This is a genomic window from Dolichospermum sp. UHCC 0259, from assembly GCF_009711935.1.
GTDB lineage: Bacteria > Cyanobacteriota > Cyanobacteriia > Cyanobacteriales > Nostocaceae > Dolichospermum.
In genome coordinates this window covers 1-18,122 of sequence record NZ_VIKX01000155.1, presented here as the reverse complement: position 1 = coordinate 18,122, position 18,122 = coordinate 1, and the positions used below count along the sequence as shown (strand labels likewise).

The 18,122-nt window shown below is 38.2% G+C and carries 11 protein-coding genes; 6 read left to right on the top strand and 5 right to left on the bottom strand.

The features are described from left to right. Positions 1-94 precede the first annotated feature (94 nt). A complete protein-coding gene (gene era / locus FJR05_RS12310; protein WP_168644354.1) occupies positions 95-1,069 on the bottom strand; it encodes a GTPase Era in 975 nt (324 codons plus the stop codon). Positions 1,070-1,246: 177 nt separating this feature from the next. On the opposite strand from era, the gene FJR05_RS12305 reads away from it, so the two are divergent. Further along, positions 1,247-2,623 (top strand): carotenoid oxygenase family protein, encoded by a 1,377-nt coding sequence (locus tag FJR05_RS12305; protein ID WP_168644353.1) that lies wholly within the window; start codon positions 1,247-1,249, stop codon positions 2,621-2,623. A gap of 54 nt (positions 2,624-2,677) precedes the next feature. Here FJR05_RS12305 and FJR05_RS12300 read toward each other — a convergent pair whose 3' ends face one another. Continuing rightward, the gene (locus tag FJR05_RS12300) at positions 2,678-3,502 is read right to left on the bottom strand and encodes an alpha/beta hydrolase (protein ID WP_168644352.1); all 825 of its coding nucleotides are present in this window, start codon (positions 3,500-3,502) and stop codon (positions 2,678-2,680) included. Positions 3,503-3,627: 125 nt separating this feature from the next. Beyond that, positions 3,628-5,472, bottom strand: coding sequence for a tetratricopeptide repeat protein (locus tag FJR05_RS12295; protein ID WP_168644351.1), 1,845 nt, complete (start codon positions 5,470-5,472; stop codon positions 3,628-3,630). 238 nt (positions 5,473-5,710) lie between these two features. Between FJR05_RS12295 and FJR05_RS12290 the strand changes: the two genes are divergently transcribed. Both FJR05_RS12290 and FJR05_RS12285 read left to right on the top strand, forming a co-directional pair. Next, positions 5,711-6,088, top strand: coding sequence for a hypothetical protein (locus tag FJR05_RS12290; protein WP_168644350.1), 378 nt, complete (start codon positions 5,711-5,713; stop codon positions 6,086-6,088). Positions 6,089-6,107: 19 nt separating this feature from the next. Then, positions 6,108-8,822, top strand: coding sequence for a DUF3365 domain-containing protein (locus tag FJR05_RS12285; RefSeq protein ID WP_168644349.1), 2,715 nt, complete (start codon positions 6,108-6,110; stop codon positions 8,820-8,822). Positions 8,823-8,856: 34 nt separating this feature from the next. On the opposite strand, the gene FJR05_RS12280 is transcribed toward FJR05_RS12285, so the two are convergent. Continuing rightward, on the bottom strand, positions 8,857-10,152 hold the full coding sequence (locus tag FJR05_RS12280) for an adenylate cyclase (RefSeq protein ID WP_168644348.1): 1,296 nt from the start codon (positions 10,150-10,152) through the stop codon (positions 8,857-8,859). A gap of 55 nt (positions 10,153-10,207) precedes the next feature. Here FJR05_RS12280 and FJR05_RS12275 point away from each other — a divergent pair, with 55 nt between their 5' ends. Both FJR05_RS12275 and FJR05_RS12270 read left to right on the top strand, forming a co-directional pair. Next, positions 10,208-11,764 (top strand): DEAD/DEAH box helicase, encoded by a 1,557-nt coding sequence (locus FJR05_RS12275; RefSeq protein WP_168644347.1) that lies wholly within the window; start codon positions 10,208-10,210, stop codon positions 11,762-11,764. Beyond that, complete coding sequence (locus tag FJR05_RS12270) at positions 11,694-12,908, top strand: DUF790 family protein (protein WP_168644346.1); 1,215 nt, start codon at positions 11,694-11,696, stop codon at positions 12,906-12,908. Before FJR05_RS12275 ends, FJR05_RS12270 begins: the two co-directional genes overlap by 71 nt. A 214-nt stretch (positions 12,909-13,122) precedes the next feature. Here the strand turns inward: FJR05_RS12270 and FJR05_RS12265 are convergent, their stop codons facing one another. Next, entirely contained in the window at positions 13,123-14,781 is a 1,659-nt protein-coding gene (locus tag FJR05_RS12265; protein WP_168644345.1) for a DUF3352 domain-containing protein, read from the bottom strand. 678 nt (positions 14,782-15,459) lie between these two features. Here FJR05_RS12265 and FJR05_RS12260 point away from each other — a divergent pair. Beyond that, the gene (locus FJR05_RS12260; protein ID WP_168644344.1) at positions 15,460-18,033 is read left to right on the top strand and encodes a M1 family metallopeptidase; all 2,574 of its coding nucleotides are present in this window, start codon (positions 15,460-15,462) and stop codon (positions 18,031-18,033) included. Positions 18,034-18,122: the final 89 nt, after the last annotated feature.

The following is an 18,122-nucleotide window of genomic DNA, read 5'->3' as shown; positions in this document are numbered from 1 at the left end:
CGCATTTAAATTGCTGGTTGAGATAAGGTAATTGGTGATTGGTAATTGGTAATTGGTAAATAATTTTCTTCCTCCTGACTCCTGACTCCTCATATTATTCTTCGACGCGATAACCTAGTTCTGCTAAACGCACCCGTGAATGTCGCCATTTGGGTTGAACTTTGACAAATAATTCTAGATAAACTTTCCCAGTAATTAGCTTTTGAATTTGTTGTCTAGCTTCACTACCAATAGCTTTGAGCATTGTTCCCCCTTTACCAATGAGAATCCCTTTTTGAGAATCTCTCTCAACATGGATTGTGGCAAGAACACGGGTAATTTTTGGGGCTTCTTCGACTAAATCAATGCCTATGGCTACGGAGTGGGGAACTTCTTGACGGGTTAATGATAGTATTTGTTCTCGAATTAATTCACCCATAATAAATCGTTCTGGCTGGTCTGTAACTAAATCTGGTGGATAGTAAAATGGTCCTGGTTCGAGATGACTAATTAATAAATTTTGGAGTTGGGATAATTCCGCGCCGGTTTTAGCAGAAAATTTCACGCTTTGCCATTGATAGGCATCAGCTAATTGAATATAACTATCATCTATTTTTTGAGCATCTTCTGGTTGTTGATCAATTTTGTTAATCCCCAGAATCACAGGTGTTTGACTATTAATTAGTAGTTCTGCCACATAGCGATCGCCTGGACCACAGGCAACAGTTCCATCTACTACAAATAATATCACATCTACCGAGTCAATGGCAATTTTGGCATTTTTTACCAACACTTCCCCTAATTGATGATGAGGTTTATGAATACCGGGCGTATCCACAAAAATTAACTGGGCTGTTTCTGTCGTTAAAATCCCCTTTAAGCGATTGCGAGTAGTTTGGGATACGGGGGAAGTAATAGCTATTTTTTGCCCAACTAATTCATTCATTAAAGTGGATTTACCCACATTAGTCCGACCGATAATACCAATAAAACCCGATTTAAAACCATCAGGCGCTTCGGGAATCATTACCCCACCGAAATCAGTAAAAATATTATTATCAATATCAGAGACTTGTGATTCTACTTGCATTTTTTACAGTTATGATTAATAAATTATTTTGACTGTGATGAAATTAATTATCGCATATTTATGGATATAGATCCCCGACTTCTTTGAGAAGTCAGGGATCTGGTGTTTGTTTTTCATAGCATAAATAGCCAACCATAATTATATTAAATACAGTATCTCCATCTAAACTCACTGAGTATGACCGCATCAACAGCCGTAAATCCTTATTTAGCGGGCAACTTTGCCCCCATAAACACCGAAATATCTACTGATACCTTAGAAGTAATTGGAGAAATCCCACCAGAATTATCAGGGATGTTTGTTCGTAATGGACCCAACCCTCAATGGAGTCCTATTGGTCAATATCACTGGTTTGATGGTGATGGAATGTTACATGGTGTCCACATTAAAGACGGGAAAGCCACCTATCATAATCGCTATGTGAGAACTAGAGGATGGAAGATTGAACATGAAGCGGGTAAAGCTGTGTGGAGTGGACTTTTAGAACCACCGCAAATGGACAACCCTCACGGACCGGGGAAAAATACCGCTAATACAGCCTTGGTGTGGCACAATCAACAGCTTTTAGCACTATGGGAAGGAGGTGCGCCTCATCACATCAACATTCCCGATTTAGCAACTATTGGGGAACATACCTATAATGATAAACTGGTTTCCCCCTTTACTGCCCATCCCAAGGTAGATCCAGTCACCGGGGAAATGATGTTTTTTGGTTACGGTTTGAGACCACCTTATCTACAATATGGCGTAGTTTCCGCCCAAGGGGAGTTATTACGAACAGTACCCATAGAAATACCCACAGCGGTAATGATGCACGATTTCGCTATCACAGAAAATTATACCATTTTCATGGATTTACCCCTGACATTTAGTATGGAACGAATGATGCGGGGAGAACCAATGATGATGTTTGAGAGCGATCGCCCCAGTCGGTTTGGTATAATGCCTCGTCATGGTGACAACAGCAATATTCGCTGGTTTGAATGTCCCTCTTGTTATGTCTTCCACACCCTCAACGCTTACGAAACCGGAGACGAAGTGGTACTTATCGCTTGTCGCATGAATTCTACTAATGTCCTGGTTTCTGACGATACACACCGTGAGGAAAAAGGAGACATTCCTTATTTACACCGTTGGCATTTTAACCTTTCTACAGGTGCAGTTACTGAAGAAAAACTAGATAATGTACCGGGAGAATTTCCCCGTGTCAACGAAAACTTATTAGGAAGAAAAACTCAATATGGCTATGTAGGAAAAATGGCACATAGTCAAAATCCCTTATTTGATGGTCTAATCAAATATGATTTTGAAAATGGTAAATCCCAAACCCATGAATTTGGTAAAAATCGGTATGGTGGAGAAGCCGTATTTGCACCTCATCCTCATGGTACTGCTGAAGATGCAGGATGGTTAGTAACATTTGTTTATGATGAAAATTCTCAAACATCAGAACTCGTAATTATTAACGCCCAAGATATCACCAATGAACCCATAGCGCGGGTAATAATTCCCCAGCGTGTTCCCTACGGATTTCACGGTATTTGGATCTCGTAAAATTCAGTAAAATTCAGATCCCCGACTTCTTCAAGAAGTCGGGGATCTTATTCCTTAGTGATTTTTCTCAACTAAATCAGCAAACTTTTTTAATATTTCCCAATACCTTTCACCTGCAACAAAGGATAAATCATTATGACTGGCTTTATCTACCCAAAAAGAAAGTTTTGGAGATGATACAGCCGCAAATAATTTTTCTCCATGACTAAAAGGAATAATTTCATCAGATTTACCATGAATGATCAAAACTGGACATTTTACTTTTTTGATTTTGTCGAGATTAGTAAATTTATCAAAAGGTAAAAGTGGCACAGGAACAACTACCCGAAAAATAGAAGTAAAGCTACTTTCAACTATTAACCCAGCTACAGGGTTTTTAGATGCTAAATCTACTGCTGAACCACCACCAACGGAACGCCCAAAAACTATAATTTGTTGAGGAGAAATATTTAAAGTTTGAGTTAAATAATTGTAAGCAGTATCAATATCTTGATAAGCAGCTTTTTCTGTAGGAGTTCCTTCACTTGTTCCATAACCACGATAATCATAAGCAAAGACACTAAAACCCAAATCTCGGATTTTTTGTAAATGTGGTTTTATATATCCTAAATCTTCAGCATTACCATGAGCATAAAGAATGGTATATTTAGCTTGAGAATTTGGTAAATAGATTGCAGAAATATTTTTATTCTCTGCGGTTTTTATCTTGAGAATATCCTGATTATCTTGATAACTGGATGGTTGCGGTAGAAAAATCATGCTGTCAGCGCGGAAATAAACATAGAAAGCAAAAAAAGCGTAAATAAAAATGAGAGATTTTAACATTCGTTTCCAAGTTAAATCGCCGATAAGCAATTTTTTTAATTGCTGTTTATCCATGATAGAGAAATAATAAATTACAGCGATTTTCGGGTAAATTGCGTAGGTTGGATTGACGCAAGGAAACCCAATATTATTAATCCTTTTGTTGGGTTGCGCTGTTGCTTAACCCAACCTACAATTTTCTATATATCCTCTTGATATTTTACTAGCAACGTAGGAATGTAATCATAGCCATCAACACCAATAATAGCAATCATGTTCTGGCGATTTTGTTGCAGTAATAATTGAAATTTTTCTGTAGTAATTTGCCCTTTAATAATAGTTAATAAAGCAGCAGGTTGTCGCCATTCATCAGAGGCAATTTGCTCTAAAAGATACATTCCTAAACTACCAGAGTAAACTGCCTTTTCATAATTAGCAAGATGATAATTAGCTTCAGCTAAATATGCTAAATTTCTGCCTTGTAAATATAAATCACCTGAAACTTGAGCAATTCTAAAGGCATTTTCTAAATATTTAATTGCTGTGGGATATTGTGCAGTCACTAAATAAGCAATTCCTAAACTACTAAAACATAAAGCTTGACTTTGTAAGTCGTTTAATTTTTCTGCTAATTTTAAACCTTGTTCTAGATAGTTAATAGCAGATTCATAAACTTCAGGTTCACTAATTTCTGTTTGCTTGGCTTGCATAACTTCGCTATAACCTAGATTTACCAAAGCATTAGCTTCTCCAGTTTTGTCTCCTGTTTGTCTACTGTAAATTAATGCTCGTTGACTATAATTAATGGCTTCACCATAATTTTGTTGTTGTACATAAGTCCGACTGAGGTGATTGAGATTGGCGATTTCACAGGCTTTATCTCCGGCATTTCTAGCTATTTCTACGGCTTGTTGATGAAAATCAAGAGAGCGATCATATCTGCCCAAACCGCGTTGAGAATACCCCAATAATGTCAAAATCCGGGCTTTTTCTTGAGTACCTTCGGCAGAACGCAAGGGGGCATCTAAATAATCTAAAGCATCTCGTAAATAACTACCAGAAAATGAAGCAAAAATGCCACCATAAAGAGGAAAATAAGGACGTTGGGCAAAGGTTCGCAAAATTTGCAGCATGATTTGGGATGCACCATTGCTATATATTATGGTTTGATTTTGAAAACCGCTGGCTAATTGACTCCAAATTACGGCAAAGGTTAAAAATGTGGAAATAGATAATTTAGGACCTGCTTTAATATCATAAGCTTGTTGATCAAACCAATTAATTAAACCTCTTTGCAAAAACTGTAAAACTATTGTTAATTCTACCCAATTACTCAAACTAATTTGCTGTTGTTGTTGAGCAAATTCTAGGGCTGATTGTTCTTTTGCGAGAATCTGAAAAAATACTTGGGGAACTTCACTATTAACTACTTTAGCCCAACTTGCCCAAGGACTATTTTCTCCAGGTATACCACCAAATCCTATAGAACTTTTGCGTTCATACATCCAATTTAGTAAATTTGCTTGGATTTTTTGCCAAGAAGTTATACCACGATTAATCCCGTCAGCAATTTGCTGAAAATCTTGATTAGCACCGGCAAATTGTTGTAAAGATTTGGCTAATTGTTGAAGTTGAGACAAATTTAAGGGATACTTTAAATTGGGATCAGTGGCTCGTAACAAAGCTGTTAATCGCTCATCTGCGGTGGCTGTGGTAATTTCCCGCATAGATAGGGATATCGCTTCAGTGGCTTTATTTTGTTCTTGCCACCGTTGCCATTGGGTTTGGATGGTTTTAGCCGCGCGTAAACTTCTAGTGGCTTTGGCTTTTTTCAGTTCATCGGTTTCCGAGTCTACCTGAGATTGTATGATATTGAGGCGATCGCTCAAAACTAATTCAAACACCTCCCCAGTCCCAGAAGTGATACCTTTGAGCAACATTTGATAAACCTGCTCTACAGAGCTAATTTTACCCTTGAGAGTGGTTTCGATAATATCGTTAATTAAAGCGAGATAATGCTCGCGTAATGGTAAAGAGTCTGACACTTTAGCTAATAGAGAACATCACAACAATTCTCATTGTAGCCTTGATTATAATCATATTTGACTTGATAATTTTTGAAGCCCTACCTAAATCTGTATTTTCTATACCTTTGTATTAGTGGAAATTTCCTAAAGCTATAACATTACACCTAATACAAGCAAATTAAAATCATCATTAGGATGTATTTAATTATGGAGAAAATTCGAGACACTAGGCAAAACATATTGAGGATATAAATTGATGGACCCGATTTCTCTTATTCTTGCAGCCTTGGTAGCTGGCGCAACAAAAATAGCTGATAGTGTAGCTCAAGATACTTACAACGGATTGAAAGCTTTGATTAAGCGTAAGTTTGAGAATCAAGGTAAATCAGATTCAGCTACTATTCTGGATAAATACGAACAGAAACCTGATAAGACTAAAGCTCTTTTAGAAGATGAATTAACTGAAGTTGGGGCTGATAAAGACGAAGAAATTATTAAACTAGCTCAAACATTAATGGAGCAATTAAATCCTCAAGCAGCCGCAGAAGGAAAGTTTAGTGTACAAATTTCTGGAGGTACAGTTCAGGGTTTGACACAGCAAAATACTGGAACAATGACTCAAAACTTCAGTTAATCTGTGGAGTGCTTAGAAAATGACTGCTGATAATTTTGTTAATATCTCTGGAGGTAACGTTCAGGGGTTTATCCAAGAAAATCATGGAATTGTCTCTCAATACTTTATTTCCCAAGTATCTGAGTCATTTAGTAGGCAAACATCTGGTACGCAACAGCCCTTAACTCAAGTAGAATACGGACAGAGGAAAGTTTTACTCAGCAAAGTCAAAGAATATTGGATTGAAGGGGTTTTAGAAAAGTCATTGCATACCCAAGCAATGATTGAACTTGGTCTAGAAAAGCGCTCAGATGCAGTAGAGCGTCCATTTAGTAGCTTTGAAGAATTACCAGAAGAGTCTAGACAAATTTTACCTCCGGGGACAGATGCAACTGAGGTATTCAATCATATAGGAGAGGGACGAACTCTGTTGATTTTGGGAGAACCAGGGGCTGGGAAAACCATAACCCTCCTGAAACTAGCACAGAATTTGATTGCTCGTGCTGAGGCAGATTTGAGTCGGTTGATTCCAGTAGTGTTTAATTTATCTTCTTGGGGGAGTAAACACCAAACCATTGCCGAGTGGCTCTTACAAGAACTTTGGAGCAAATATCAAGTTCCCAAAGAAGTTGCTAAAGACTGGGTTAAAAATCAAAAATTGCTACTGTTGCTGGATGGTTTAGACGAGGTAAAGGCCGATTTACGAGAAGCCTGTGTCGAAGCTATCAACCAATTTATGCAAGATTACGGACAAACTGAAATAGTGGTTTGTAGTCGAATTGCCGATTATGAAGCTCTTTCTAATCGTCTGCAATTACGAGGTGCAATCTGCATCCGCGCTTTAACTCCTGAGCAGGTTAATCAATATTTAGACACTGCGGGTGAACAACTACAAGCAGTGAAATTTCTGCTGAACGAAGATACCGGATTGCAAGAATTAGCCAAGTCTCCTTTAACGCTGAGTATCATGACTCTGGCTTATCAAGGCAAAAATGTGGCAGAACTACCTCAAACGGGTTCGGTAGAAGAACGCCGCGAACACCTGTTCAATGCTTATATTGAGCGAATGTTCAAACGCAGGGGAGTTAATCAACAATACCCAAAAGATCGGGTAATACATTGGTTAACTTGGTTGGCTCAAGGGATGTCTCAAACATCTCAATCTAACTTTCTCATTGAGAAAATACAGCCTAATTGGTTGCAGTCTCCTCTGGAAAAAAGACTTTATCGCATTGGAACTATCCTAATTGGGATAATCGTTATCGTATTGATCTGGCATTTAAGTAATATTTTAGATTCAAATAACGACAAGATTAACCGTCCCAACGTGGTGATGATTGACGCAGCAATGTGGGGTCTAATTTTATGGTGGAATTTCGGCAGGGGTAAAGCAGAAATAGAAACTTTTGAAAGTTTGACATGGCCTTGGAAAAAAACCGGAAAAGAACTACTTGATGGCTTAATTTATGGACTCAGGTGGAGTCTAATTTTGTCCCCAATTGGGGTGGTGTGGTGTGGTCTAACTTGGAAAGAGCCAAAATGGCCAGGAGGTTACGAGAAAATAATAGTATTTGGACTAATTTTAGGATTAATTTTTGCGCTGCTGATAGGATTAATTCGGGGGTTGAGAGGTGCAGAAATAGAGACAAAAACTGTTCCCAATCAAGGCATTTGGATATCTGCTTATAATGCAGGTATTATTACATTAGTTAGCTGGTTGATTTTGTTCCCGATTATTTATAAATGGTTTCCTCAAGGGGTACAATCAAGAACTTCTATAATCAGTTGGGGACTAATTTTAGGTCTACTTTTTGGCGGTGGAATACCCTGTATCCAACACTTAAACTTACGACTTATTCTCTGGATTAACGGTTTTATCCCCAGTAATTTGGCTCGCTTTCTCGATTATGCCAGTGAGCGCATTTTTCTGCAAAAGGTAGGGGGTGGTTACATCTTTATTCATAGGATGTTATTGGAACATTTTGCAACGCGAATTCACTCTCCACAATCTGAAATCAGGAACACTAATAAAACTATAAAAATCATTTTTGTTGGGGGAATAATTATTGTTGCTAGTCTTATTTATTATAATATTTGTTTGAATTCTGCAAAATATCAACTGCAATCCCAAGCAAATATGCTGATTTCAACAATGGATTCGGTTCGCAAATATAATAATGATAAAATTACACCTTTATTAAAAACCCAGTCAGAAGAAAACCTTTTGCTGGAATCAATTCCTAGCGTTGCAGTAAATCGAGTGTTTGATATATTTACCAATGTCTATAAAGATGATTATGGAGATTACCGTTATAAAGATGCGATGATTAATCCGACTAATCCTAATGATAAAGCGACGCTTGAGGAATTCAAAATTATTGAGACATTGAAACAACAAGATTTAGGTAATCAAGGGAAACCAGCGGGTTCAAACATCAATCAAGGATATGTAAAGATAAATAATGAAAAGTATTTCTACACATCTCGTCCCATAAAAATTACTGATAAGAATTGTTTGAGTTGTCATTCAACTCTAGAGAAAGCACCTCAATCATTACAACTTCTTTACAAGCAGGGTAAATATCTTGCTAATCAAGGGTTTGATTGGGAATTTAATACAGTTATTGGAGCTAAGGTTGTTTATATTCCTACAACTCAAGTGCATAACATAGCTAAAAGGGATTTTATCATTCTGCTAGGAGTTCTGATGGGAACATTTGCTGTGATGATAATTATGAGAAGGATATTTATCTAACACCCAATCAGTTTCACTCCTGACTTCTGCTGTATTATATCTTCCTGCCATGTAGTAAATAAGTCATCATTTCCCCTTTACCTTTAATTTTAATTAAACCCCGTTTTTCTACTAAATACTTATCTTTTAATATCTGATAGGTAGCTTCACAAATCTGGATATTATCAGGGATACCATGAGATTCCATTCTACTGGCTGTATTCACCGTATCACCCCACAAATCATAGGCAAATTTCTTTAATCCAATTACCCCTGCTACAACGGGTCCGGTACTAATACCCATGCGAATCTGAAAAGAAAGGTTATTTTTTTGATTAAACTTCAGTACAGATTTTTGCATATCTAATGCCATATTGGCGATCGCTAGAGCATGATCACTGCGATAATCAGGTAAACCAGCGACAGCCATATAAGCATCACCAATGGTTTTAATTTTTTCGATGCTATGAATTTCTGCTAATTCGTCAAATAAGCAAAAGATTTGATTTAATAATTCCACTAATTCCGATGGTGATGTCTGACTGGATAACTCTGTAAACCCAACAATGTCGGCGAATAATACTGTGACTGCATGGAAATTATCGGCAATAGTTGTCGGTTGATGTTTTAATTGTTTAGCAATTACCGCAGGTAAAATATTTAATAATAACCGTTCTGACTGTTCTTGGGCTATTTCTAATTCTCTTTTAGCTCGAAATTCTTTTTTCTTGAGTTTTTCATATAAATAAACTGAAAAAACACAAATTGTTCCCGTCCAAAATAAATATAAACCTTCTTCTATATAATGGGCAAGTGGTAGTTGAAATTTCGGTCTATAAACTGCATATAATCCTAAATAACAAACCATTGTTCCCACGTGTGATATTAAATGTAACCGCCATTGAACGGGAATAATTGTTGCTTGAGTAATAAACATCAAGTTCCAAATATTTGTCATTGGTTCGAGATAATTAAACAATATGGCTGTATCAACTTGAATAGCGCAAGTTGCCGACCAAGATAAACTTAAAAAGATGATCTGTGAGTAACGACGGGCTAGGGGATTTTTACATAAAAACCAACAAATAAGAATAAAAGACTCAAGTAAAATCCCAATTCTCAAAGCGTGTATTTTTGCAGGTATGCCCTCATTTACCCAGATAAAAAAAGCAGTTAATGTTAAACCGATAATGAGCATGAGTTGGGCTTGTAATTTCATGCGGTTAAGCAAGAAACTTTTGCGCTGTTCTCTATAGGATTGGGCAAAATCTTCGTCAGTCTCGAAGTCAAATACTTCTGGACTGATAATTGCCTCTAGCTGGGTTTTGATAGCATTGATATTAGTCATCATGCCCGTTTTGCGTTATGAGTAGTTAAATCAGTGTAACCGGACTAAGAAAAAATAAATGGCTCGTCACCCGACATTAACTTTTGATCGTGGTACATTAATTTTACACCCACCACCACGAAGTAAAACATGGATAGATTATGCAACCTGGGATGATAGGGTGGAAAAATTCCGTATTCCTGCGATTAGATATCGTTCCTTAGTGGAAGCACTCCAAGCTGAAGCCACAGATTTTATTGATGAGGCCAAGGCTTTTTATCCCTTGGATTTGGTGGCTAGTTTAGAAATGACTCCCTATCCCCATCAAAATGAGGCATTAGCGGCTTGGAAACTGGCAGGACGACAGGGAGTAGTTGTGTTACCTACGGCGGCGGGAAAGACCTATTTGGCGCAAATGGCGATGCAAGCCACACCCCGCACGACGTTAATTGTCGTTCCCACGTTGGATTTAATGCACCAGTGGTATGCTCATTTAGTGGCGGCTTTTCCCGACGGAGAAGTGGGTTTATTGGGGGGTGGTTCGCGGGATAGAACAGCGATTTTAGTGGCTACCTATGATAGTGCGGCGATTCATGCAGAAAGTTTGGGTAATAAATATGCGTTCATAATTTTTGATGAATGTCACCATTTACCTACGGATTTTAACAGGGTTATTGCCGAATATGCGATCGCACCCTATCGCTTAGGACTGTCCGCAACCCCAGAACGCACAGATGGAAAACACGCTGATTTAGATATCCTCATTGGTAAAGAGGTTTATCGCAAATGCGCTGAAGATTTAGCCGGAAAAGCTTTAGCCGCTCATGAAATTGTGCAAATTAAGGTTAAATTATCTCAACTAGAACGAGAAAAATATAATCAATTAATTCAAACTCGCAATGATTTTTTAAAGCAATCAAAAATATCTTTAGGAAGTTTGCAAGGTTGGCAAATGTTTGTACAAATGAGTGCGCGTTCTCAAGCTGGACGACGAGCCATGTTATCCCATCGTCAAGCCAAAGAAATTGCTTTAGGCACAGATGGGAAAATCCGGGTACTTGTAGACTTATTAGCCACCCATTATCCCGAAAGAATTTTAATTTTTACCGCTGATAATGCGACAGTTTACCGTATCTCTCAAGACTTATTAATTCCAGCAATTACTCATCAAACCCCAGTCAAAGAAAGACATGAAATATTAACTAAATTTAAGGAAGGTGAATATAATACCTTAGTTGCTTCTAATGTCTTAAATGAAGGTGTAGATGTCCCCGCAGCCAGCATTGCCATTATTTTATCAGGAACAGGTTCAACCAGGGAATATATTCAACGGTTGGGGAGAATATTACGAAAAGGAAATTTAGCAAATAAACAAGCAATTTTATATGAAGTCATCGCCGAAGACACCAGCGAAGAAGGAACTTCCGCCAGACGCAGAGGAGAAAATAACAGTCAGGAAGAAAAACCACAAAGAGCAAATTTACAAGTTATTTATAATAGTGAAAAGAAAAGCGATTTAAAAGCAGCAGAAGAATTAGAAATTAATTATTCAACCGAAAAGAAAGATGTTACCAACAGACCTACTGATACACCGCCAAAACGGCGAAGAAATTATCCCAAAAAGACTGAAACTTGATCAAAAACATTTGAGTTTAACAACTGAATTAATTAATTTTTTCCAGGAAGCAGTCGGAAAAACTCAAGGATTACTAGAACGTCAATTAGCAGACTTTGAAGGAGACACCACAGATTACCGCATGAAACGAGGTTTAGCTTATATTCTCAAAAGTGGTTTTTGCACATTTGAAATAGTTAGTCCTCTCGAACCACCAATGTTAAGAGCGAAAGTATTTGCATTAGCAGCAAAATCCGTTGCTAGTCGAGAATCAACCGATATGATTTTAAATAAAATTGCTGATGATTTAACTCAAGAACTTAATCAAGAAGTTTTACCTGCTCAAATCAAAAATGGACTTTATGCTGATTTATCAGAAAACAAAATATTAACCACTTTTGATACTCCTAAACCAGAAGAAGTTTTACATCGTTATAATTTATCTCAAGTTCAAGGAATTTTTTATAAAGCTAGTCAATTAGTATTAAATGCTCATCGCAATGTTCCCGGAGAATATAAACTCTTATTTCGTTATTTAAAGCTATTTCAACTAATGGCTTATATTGAAGGTGATGCTGATCATGGTTTCACAATTAGTGTAGATGGTCCGACAAGTTTATTTACTCCCAGCACCCGCTACGGTTTAGCCATAGCCAAACTAATTCCCGCCTTACTTCATGTTACTAAATGGAGTTTATCAGCAACCTTAAAAACCCGTGACTTTTACACAAATGAATGGAAAACCGGACGTTTCACCCTCAATTCTGAATGTGGATTAGTTTCCCACTATCCCCCCGGTAAACCTTATGATAGTATGTTAGAAGAATCTTTTGCGAGTAAATGGGATGCTTTGAAAAGTGGTTGGATATTAGAACGAGAAGTAGATTTAATTCCCATTCCTGGTAGTGTGATGATTCCCGATTTTCGGCTAGTTCATCCAGATGGACGGGTATTTATATTAGAAATAGTCGGTTATTGGCGACCAGAATATTTACAAAAGAAATTTGCTCAAGTAAGAAAGGCTAATTGTGATAACTTAATTTTAGCAATTTCCGAAAGATTAAACCTAGAAAAAGCGGGAATCAAACTAGATAACGTACCCGCCAGAATAATTTGGTTTAAAGAAAAACTCTTACCAAAATCCGTATTAGCCGTCATGGAGTGATGACAATTTTGTATGAAACTAATTCATCCGTTCTTATCTGTGTTCATCTGCGTTCATCTGCGTTCGTTCAATTATTCTAGAAATCTAATTCCAGTGAATCAGGTGCGTCAGATAGAAGATATCTGTTTTTTTACCAAATTATCGAGTCTGACGCACCCTACAAACTACTCTCTGCGCCTCTGCGCCTCTGCGTGAAAAAAAATCATAAAGGATATTACTTCCCCTTACCAGATTTAAGAGATAACAACATCTCCATTTGAGTCATGGATTTACTAGGACTATTAACAGTCACACCAACACCACGAATAGAATCGAGGATAGCAGTAGCGTCCGCCGGTAAAGGCTGACTTTGAGCAGATAAACGCTGAATTATGGTTTTGGTTTTGTCCATATCTAAATAGAAATAACCACCATTGGGTTTTTGCAAAGAACCTGTAACCTTTTTAAAGGTATCACTTTGATCCAGTGCTGTACCTTTGCGATCTGCTAGTGTTTCCGCAATGGGTCCACCAATAGCCACAAATGCTGTATTATCATTGAGCCAACCATGTGACACTAGAGCGCCTTGTGCGGGGATTTGCCATTCTGTGACATTTTTACCACCAATGTTTCTTTGAGCGACATTGAGAGATTGCTGTTTGGCTAAATTATCAAGTTTGGTGAAGGTAGCTTCGGCAGTTTTGCGATCGCTCGTATCCAATACTAACGCACCACCAAAACCCACATTAGCCAATAAACCTTGATTAGATTGAATTGCACCTAAACCAAACTCTCCATTCATCCAGCCAAAAATATCTTTATCTAAATCAATTTGCAGAGCTTTTAGTTGAGTCCGTGCTTGTTGAATTCCTTGATTTAATTCAGGATAATCTTTGGACTGTTCCACAAAAGTTTCCCAACTTTTACTAATACCTTGTCCACTGGCTAAAGCCAACGTTTCACTAGGGAATTGTCCCACAATCTTAGCGGGAGTAGCTTGATATTGGAATTTATTTAGTTGGGGATCTAAATTCACAATTGCTTTTAATCTCAAGCCAGCATCATCTATTCCCACCCCTGCTGTCAATGATTTAACCTGCTTAATTTGCGCCAGAGTTTGTGGGGGTAATTGTTTAGATTGAGGATTAAAAGCTGTTAATTGTTGGATCATATTGGCATAATCAGGCACATAAATTTGCGCCAAACCATTCTTAACATCCACACCTTTGCTCAGAATATCATTTGCACCTTCTTTAGTCACAAAAGAAGGTTCACCTTTATAGGTATCAATCGCTTTTTCTACAGATTGTTTGTTGGATGTTAACAGTAAATGGTCATTATTCACAACCGTTACATAAGTCGGTTGACCTTGACCTGTAGATTCAATAATTTTTTGACCTTTGTAGTCCGATTCCTTAATTTTGACGTTTTTTTGGTCTTTTAACTTATTCGCAAATTTCAAAGCTGCTAGTTTATCTTTAATCCCCACCACCAACAAATAATTTGGTGCCTCAGACGAGCGAAAGTTGTTCTGAGATACTTTCTTGGCATCTGGTGGTAGTACCGCAATCATCACCCCACCCACCCAAGGTTTAATATCTGCTTCGTAGGAAATCTGACTATTACTCAACATTTGTTGGTTGAAGTTCTGAAACTCTTTTGCTAGTAATTTCTGTGCTTCTGGTGTACCAAACTGTTGCAACTTATTCCAAGATTCGGGATTAGTGTCAATATAAGTTGCCATTAATGCAGTTGCAGGTACTAATTTAGCACTACCTAAAGGGCTAGAACTATCAGTACCACCCTTGAGATACATATAAGCTGCTATACCCCCTGCTATAATTACAGCAGTACCAATTACGGGGATTAAGAACGATGGTTTTTTGGCAGACACTAGTAAATACTCCTTGTGGTTGTAAATTATGTAACAGATTCAATGAAATGCTAATTGGTGTTGGGGAAATTTATCTAAGGGAAGATTCATGAAAAGAAGTATATTTTGGGGATTTTGTCAGTTTAGTTGATATTAGTGGATATTGCACATTGAGTATAAAAGGGTTGAACATACCCGGCTCCTAGAGACAGTTTACAATTAAGTGGTAAAAAACTTAATTCTCATGAATTCTTTTTTATCACTAATTTTGGCTATTTTTACGGTATTTACTGATATAATGGGAGGTTTATGATCAGCAAAAATTTGTAATTGGGTTTAAATAATACTCCACTATGGTCAAGACTGAATCCGCAAATGATATCTTATTCCTTTGAAAACAATAGTCAATTCGTCACCCCCCAGTTATTCTAAAACTATATGGAAAATGAGTAGTATTTGTAATCAATAATCATGGATCACGGATGAATAACCTCTAGAACAGAGGCAGCGAAGAGTACCATACTGAGGTTTTTAAGTGTGATAACAGTAGCTAAAATAGCTTTGTCAATATGTGGATTCAGATAGCGCCGCCGTTACCAGAATCAAACAGGCAAAAAATGTCATACTACGCTACACTTCTTTATTTGTATGACTTACATCCCATTAAATGTTTTAGGATTAAAAGGCTAGAAATAATAAATGTTGCAGTTTTATTTTGATACCGAAAAAACCGGACACAAACGTTTTGAATTACCAGGGGCAAAACCACACTATAATCCTGACCGACCTGGACAGGTAGAACATATTTTTCTGGATTTGAGTTTGGATATCCCGAACCAAAGTTGCTACGGAAGTTGTAGTATTCGCCTATTGCCAGTACGGAATGGCATTGATAGATTGACTTTGGATGCTGTCAATTTGAAGATTGAATCGGTACAGGTAAACGAAGTTGCCCAAAAGTTTGAATATGATGGCGAACAACTTTGTATTTACCTATCACAGCCTACAGAAATAGGTCAGCGGTTGTTAATTGCGATCGCCTACGCTGCCGAAAAACCCCAACGGGGCATTTATTTCATTCAACCTGACAAACACTACCCCCACAAACCCACCCAAGTCTGGACACAAGGGGAAGACGAAGATTCTCGCTATTGGTTTCCTTGTTTCGACTACCCCGGACAGTTATCAACATCAGAAATTCGCGTCCGTGTTCCTCACCCCTTGGTGGCTATCTCCAATGGTGAACTCATTGATTCCATAGAAGAGGCAAAATACACAACCTACCATTGGTCCCAACAACAAGTTCATCCTACCTATTTGATGACTTTAGCAGTGGGGGATTTTGCCGAAATTCGGGACGAGTGGCATGATAAAGCTGTCACCTATTACGTCGAAAAGGGACGAGAAGCAGATGCTAAACGCAGCATGGGCAAAACTCCCCAAATGATCGAATTCTTGAGCGAAAAGTATGGTTATCCCTACGCTTTCCCCAAATATGCCCAAGTTTGTGTAGATGATTTTATTTTTGGAGGTATGGAAAACACTTCCACAACTCTCCTGACTGACCGATGTTTATTAGATGAACGGGCAATATTAGATAATCGCAATACCGAAAGTTTGGTGGTTCATGAACTCGCCCACCAATGGTTTGGGGATTTGGTGGTGATTAAACATTGGTCCCATGCTTGGATTAAGGAAGGGATGGCTTCCTATTCGGAGGTAATGTGGACAGAACGGGAGTATGGCGACCAGGAAGCGGCATATTATCGGTTATCGGAAGCGCGGAGTTATTTCAGTGAAGATAGCAGTCGCTACCGTAGACCAATGGTAACTCATGTTTATCGGGAAGCGATCGAACTTTACGATCGCCACATTTATGAAAAAGGATCTTGTGTTTATCACATGATTCGCGCCGAATTAGGCGATGAGTTATTTTGGCAAGCTGTGCAAACCTTTGTCCAAGACAACGCCCACAACACTGTGGAAACGATAGACTTATTAAGAGCAATTGAAAAAGCCACAGGCCGCAATTTAGCTTTCCTGTTTGATCAATATGTCTATCGTGGTGGTCATCCTGATTTTAAAGTAGCTTATGCCTGGGATGGTGACGCAAATTTGGCGAAGGTGACTGTCACCCAAACCCAAGCCAAAGCCGAGAGTAAGGATTTATTTAATCTGAGAATCCCCATTGGTTTTGGATATAAAGAAAATCCCCAACTCACAACTTTTACAGTTAGGGTACATGAAAAAGAACAAAGTTTTTACTTTCCTTTAACCCAAAAACCGGATTTTATTAGCTTTGATGTTGGCAATAATTACTTAAAAACTGTCAAATTAGAATACCCAATTTCCGAATTAAAAGCCCAATTAGAATTTGATCCTCATCCTATTTCCCGCATTTATGCAGCAGAAGCTTTAGCGAAAAAAGGCGGATTAGAAGCGACTCTTGCCCTATCCTCAGCTTTGAAAAATGATCCTTTTTGGGGTGTACGGGTAGAAGTTGCCAAAGAACTAGCAGAAATTCAGTTAGATCAAGCTTTTGATGGTTTAGTTGTTGGCTTAAATGATCCTAGTCCCTTTGTGCGGCGGGCGGTAATTAGTTCTTTGTCGCAAATTAAAACTCATCATAGCTACAAGGCTGTGAAAAGTTTTGTCCAAGATGGCGATGCCAGCTACTATGTAGAAGCTGCGGCTTGTCGAACTATTGCCACCATAGCAGCGGCGCATTTAGAAGATAAACCCCATGAAGACAAGGTAATCAAGTTACTCAAATCTGTGTTAGAAGAAAGGGCAGGTTGGAATGAAGTTGTCCGTAGTGGGGCTGTAGCTGGTTTGGCTGAGTTCAAATCTTCAGAAACGGCTTTAAATTTACTCCTGGAATACACGAAAGCTGGGATACCGCAACCATTACGCCTGTCCGCAATTCGCGCAGTGGGCAAAATATCCACTGGTCAAACTCCGGCTAATATAGAACGGATTTTAGATCGGTTAGCGGAAATTGCCAGAGAGACTTTCTTTTTAACTCAGGTAGCAGTTTTAACAGCCTTGGGACAAATGGAAACACCAAAAGCGATCGGTATTTTGCAATCTTTAGCCAATCAAACCGCAGATGGGCGAGTCCGTCGCTATGCTGAAGAAGAAGTTGGTAAGGTGCAAAAAAACATCGGCACAGACAAAACCCTGAAGCAGTTACGAGAGGAACTTGATCAAATCAAACAACAAAATCAGGAATTGAAAAGCCGGTTGGAAAATCTGGAAGCCAAATCAAAGTAAGTATGATTTACGCGCTGTAGTGAGGTGAGGGTTTGTAACTGTTCACACTCCCCCACTAAAAAGGAATTAGGAAGTAACAGGGATAGGAG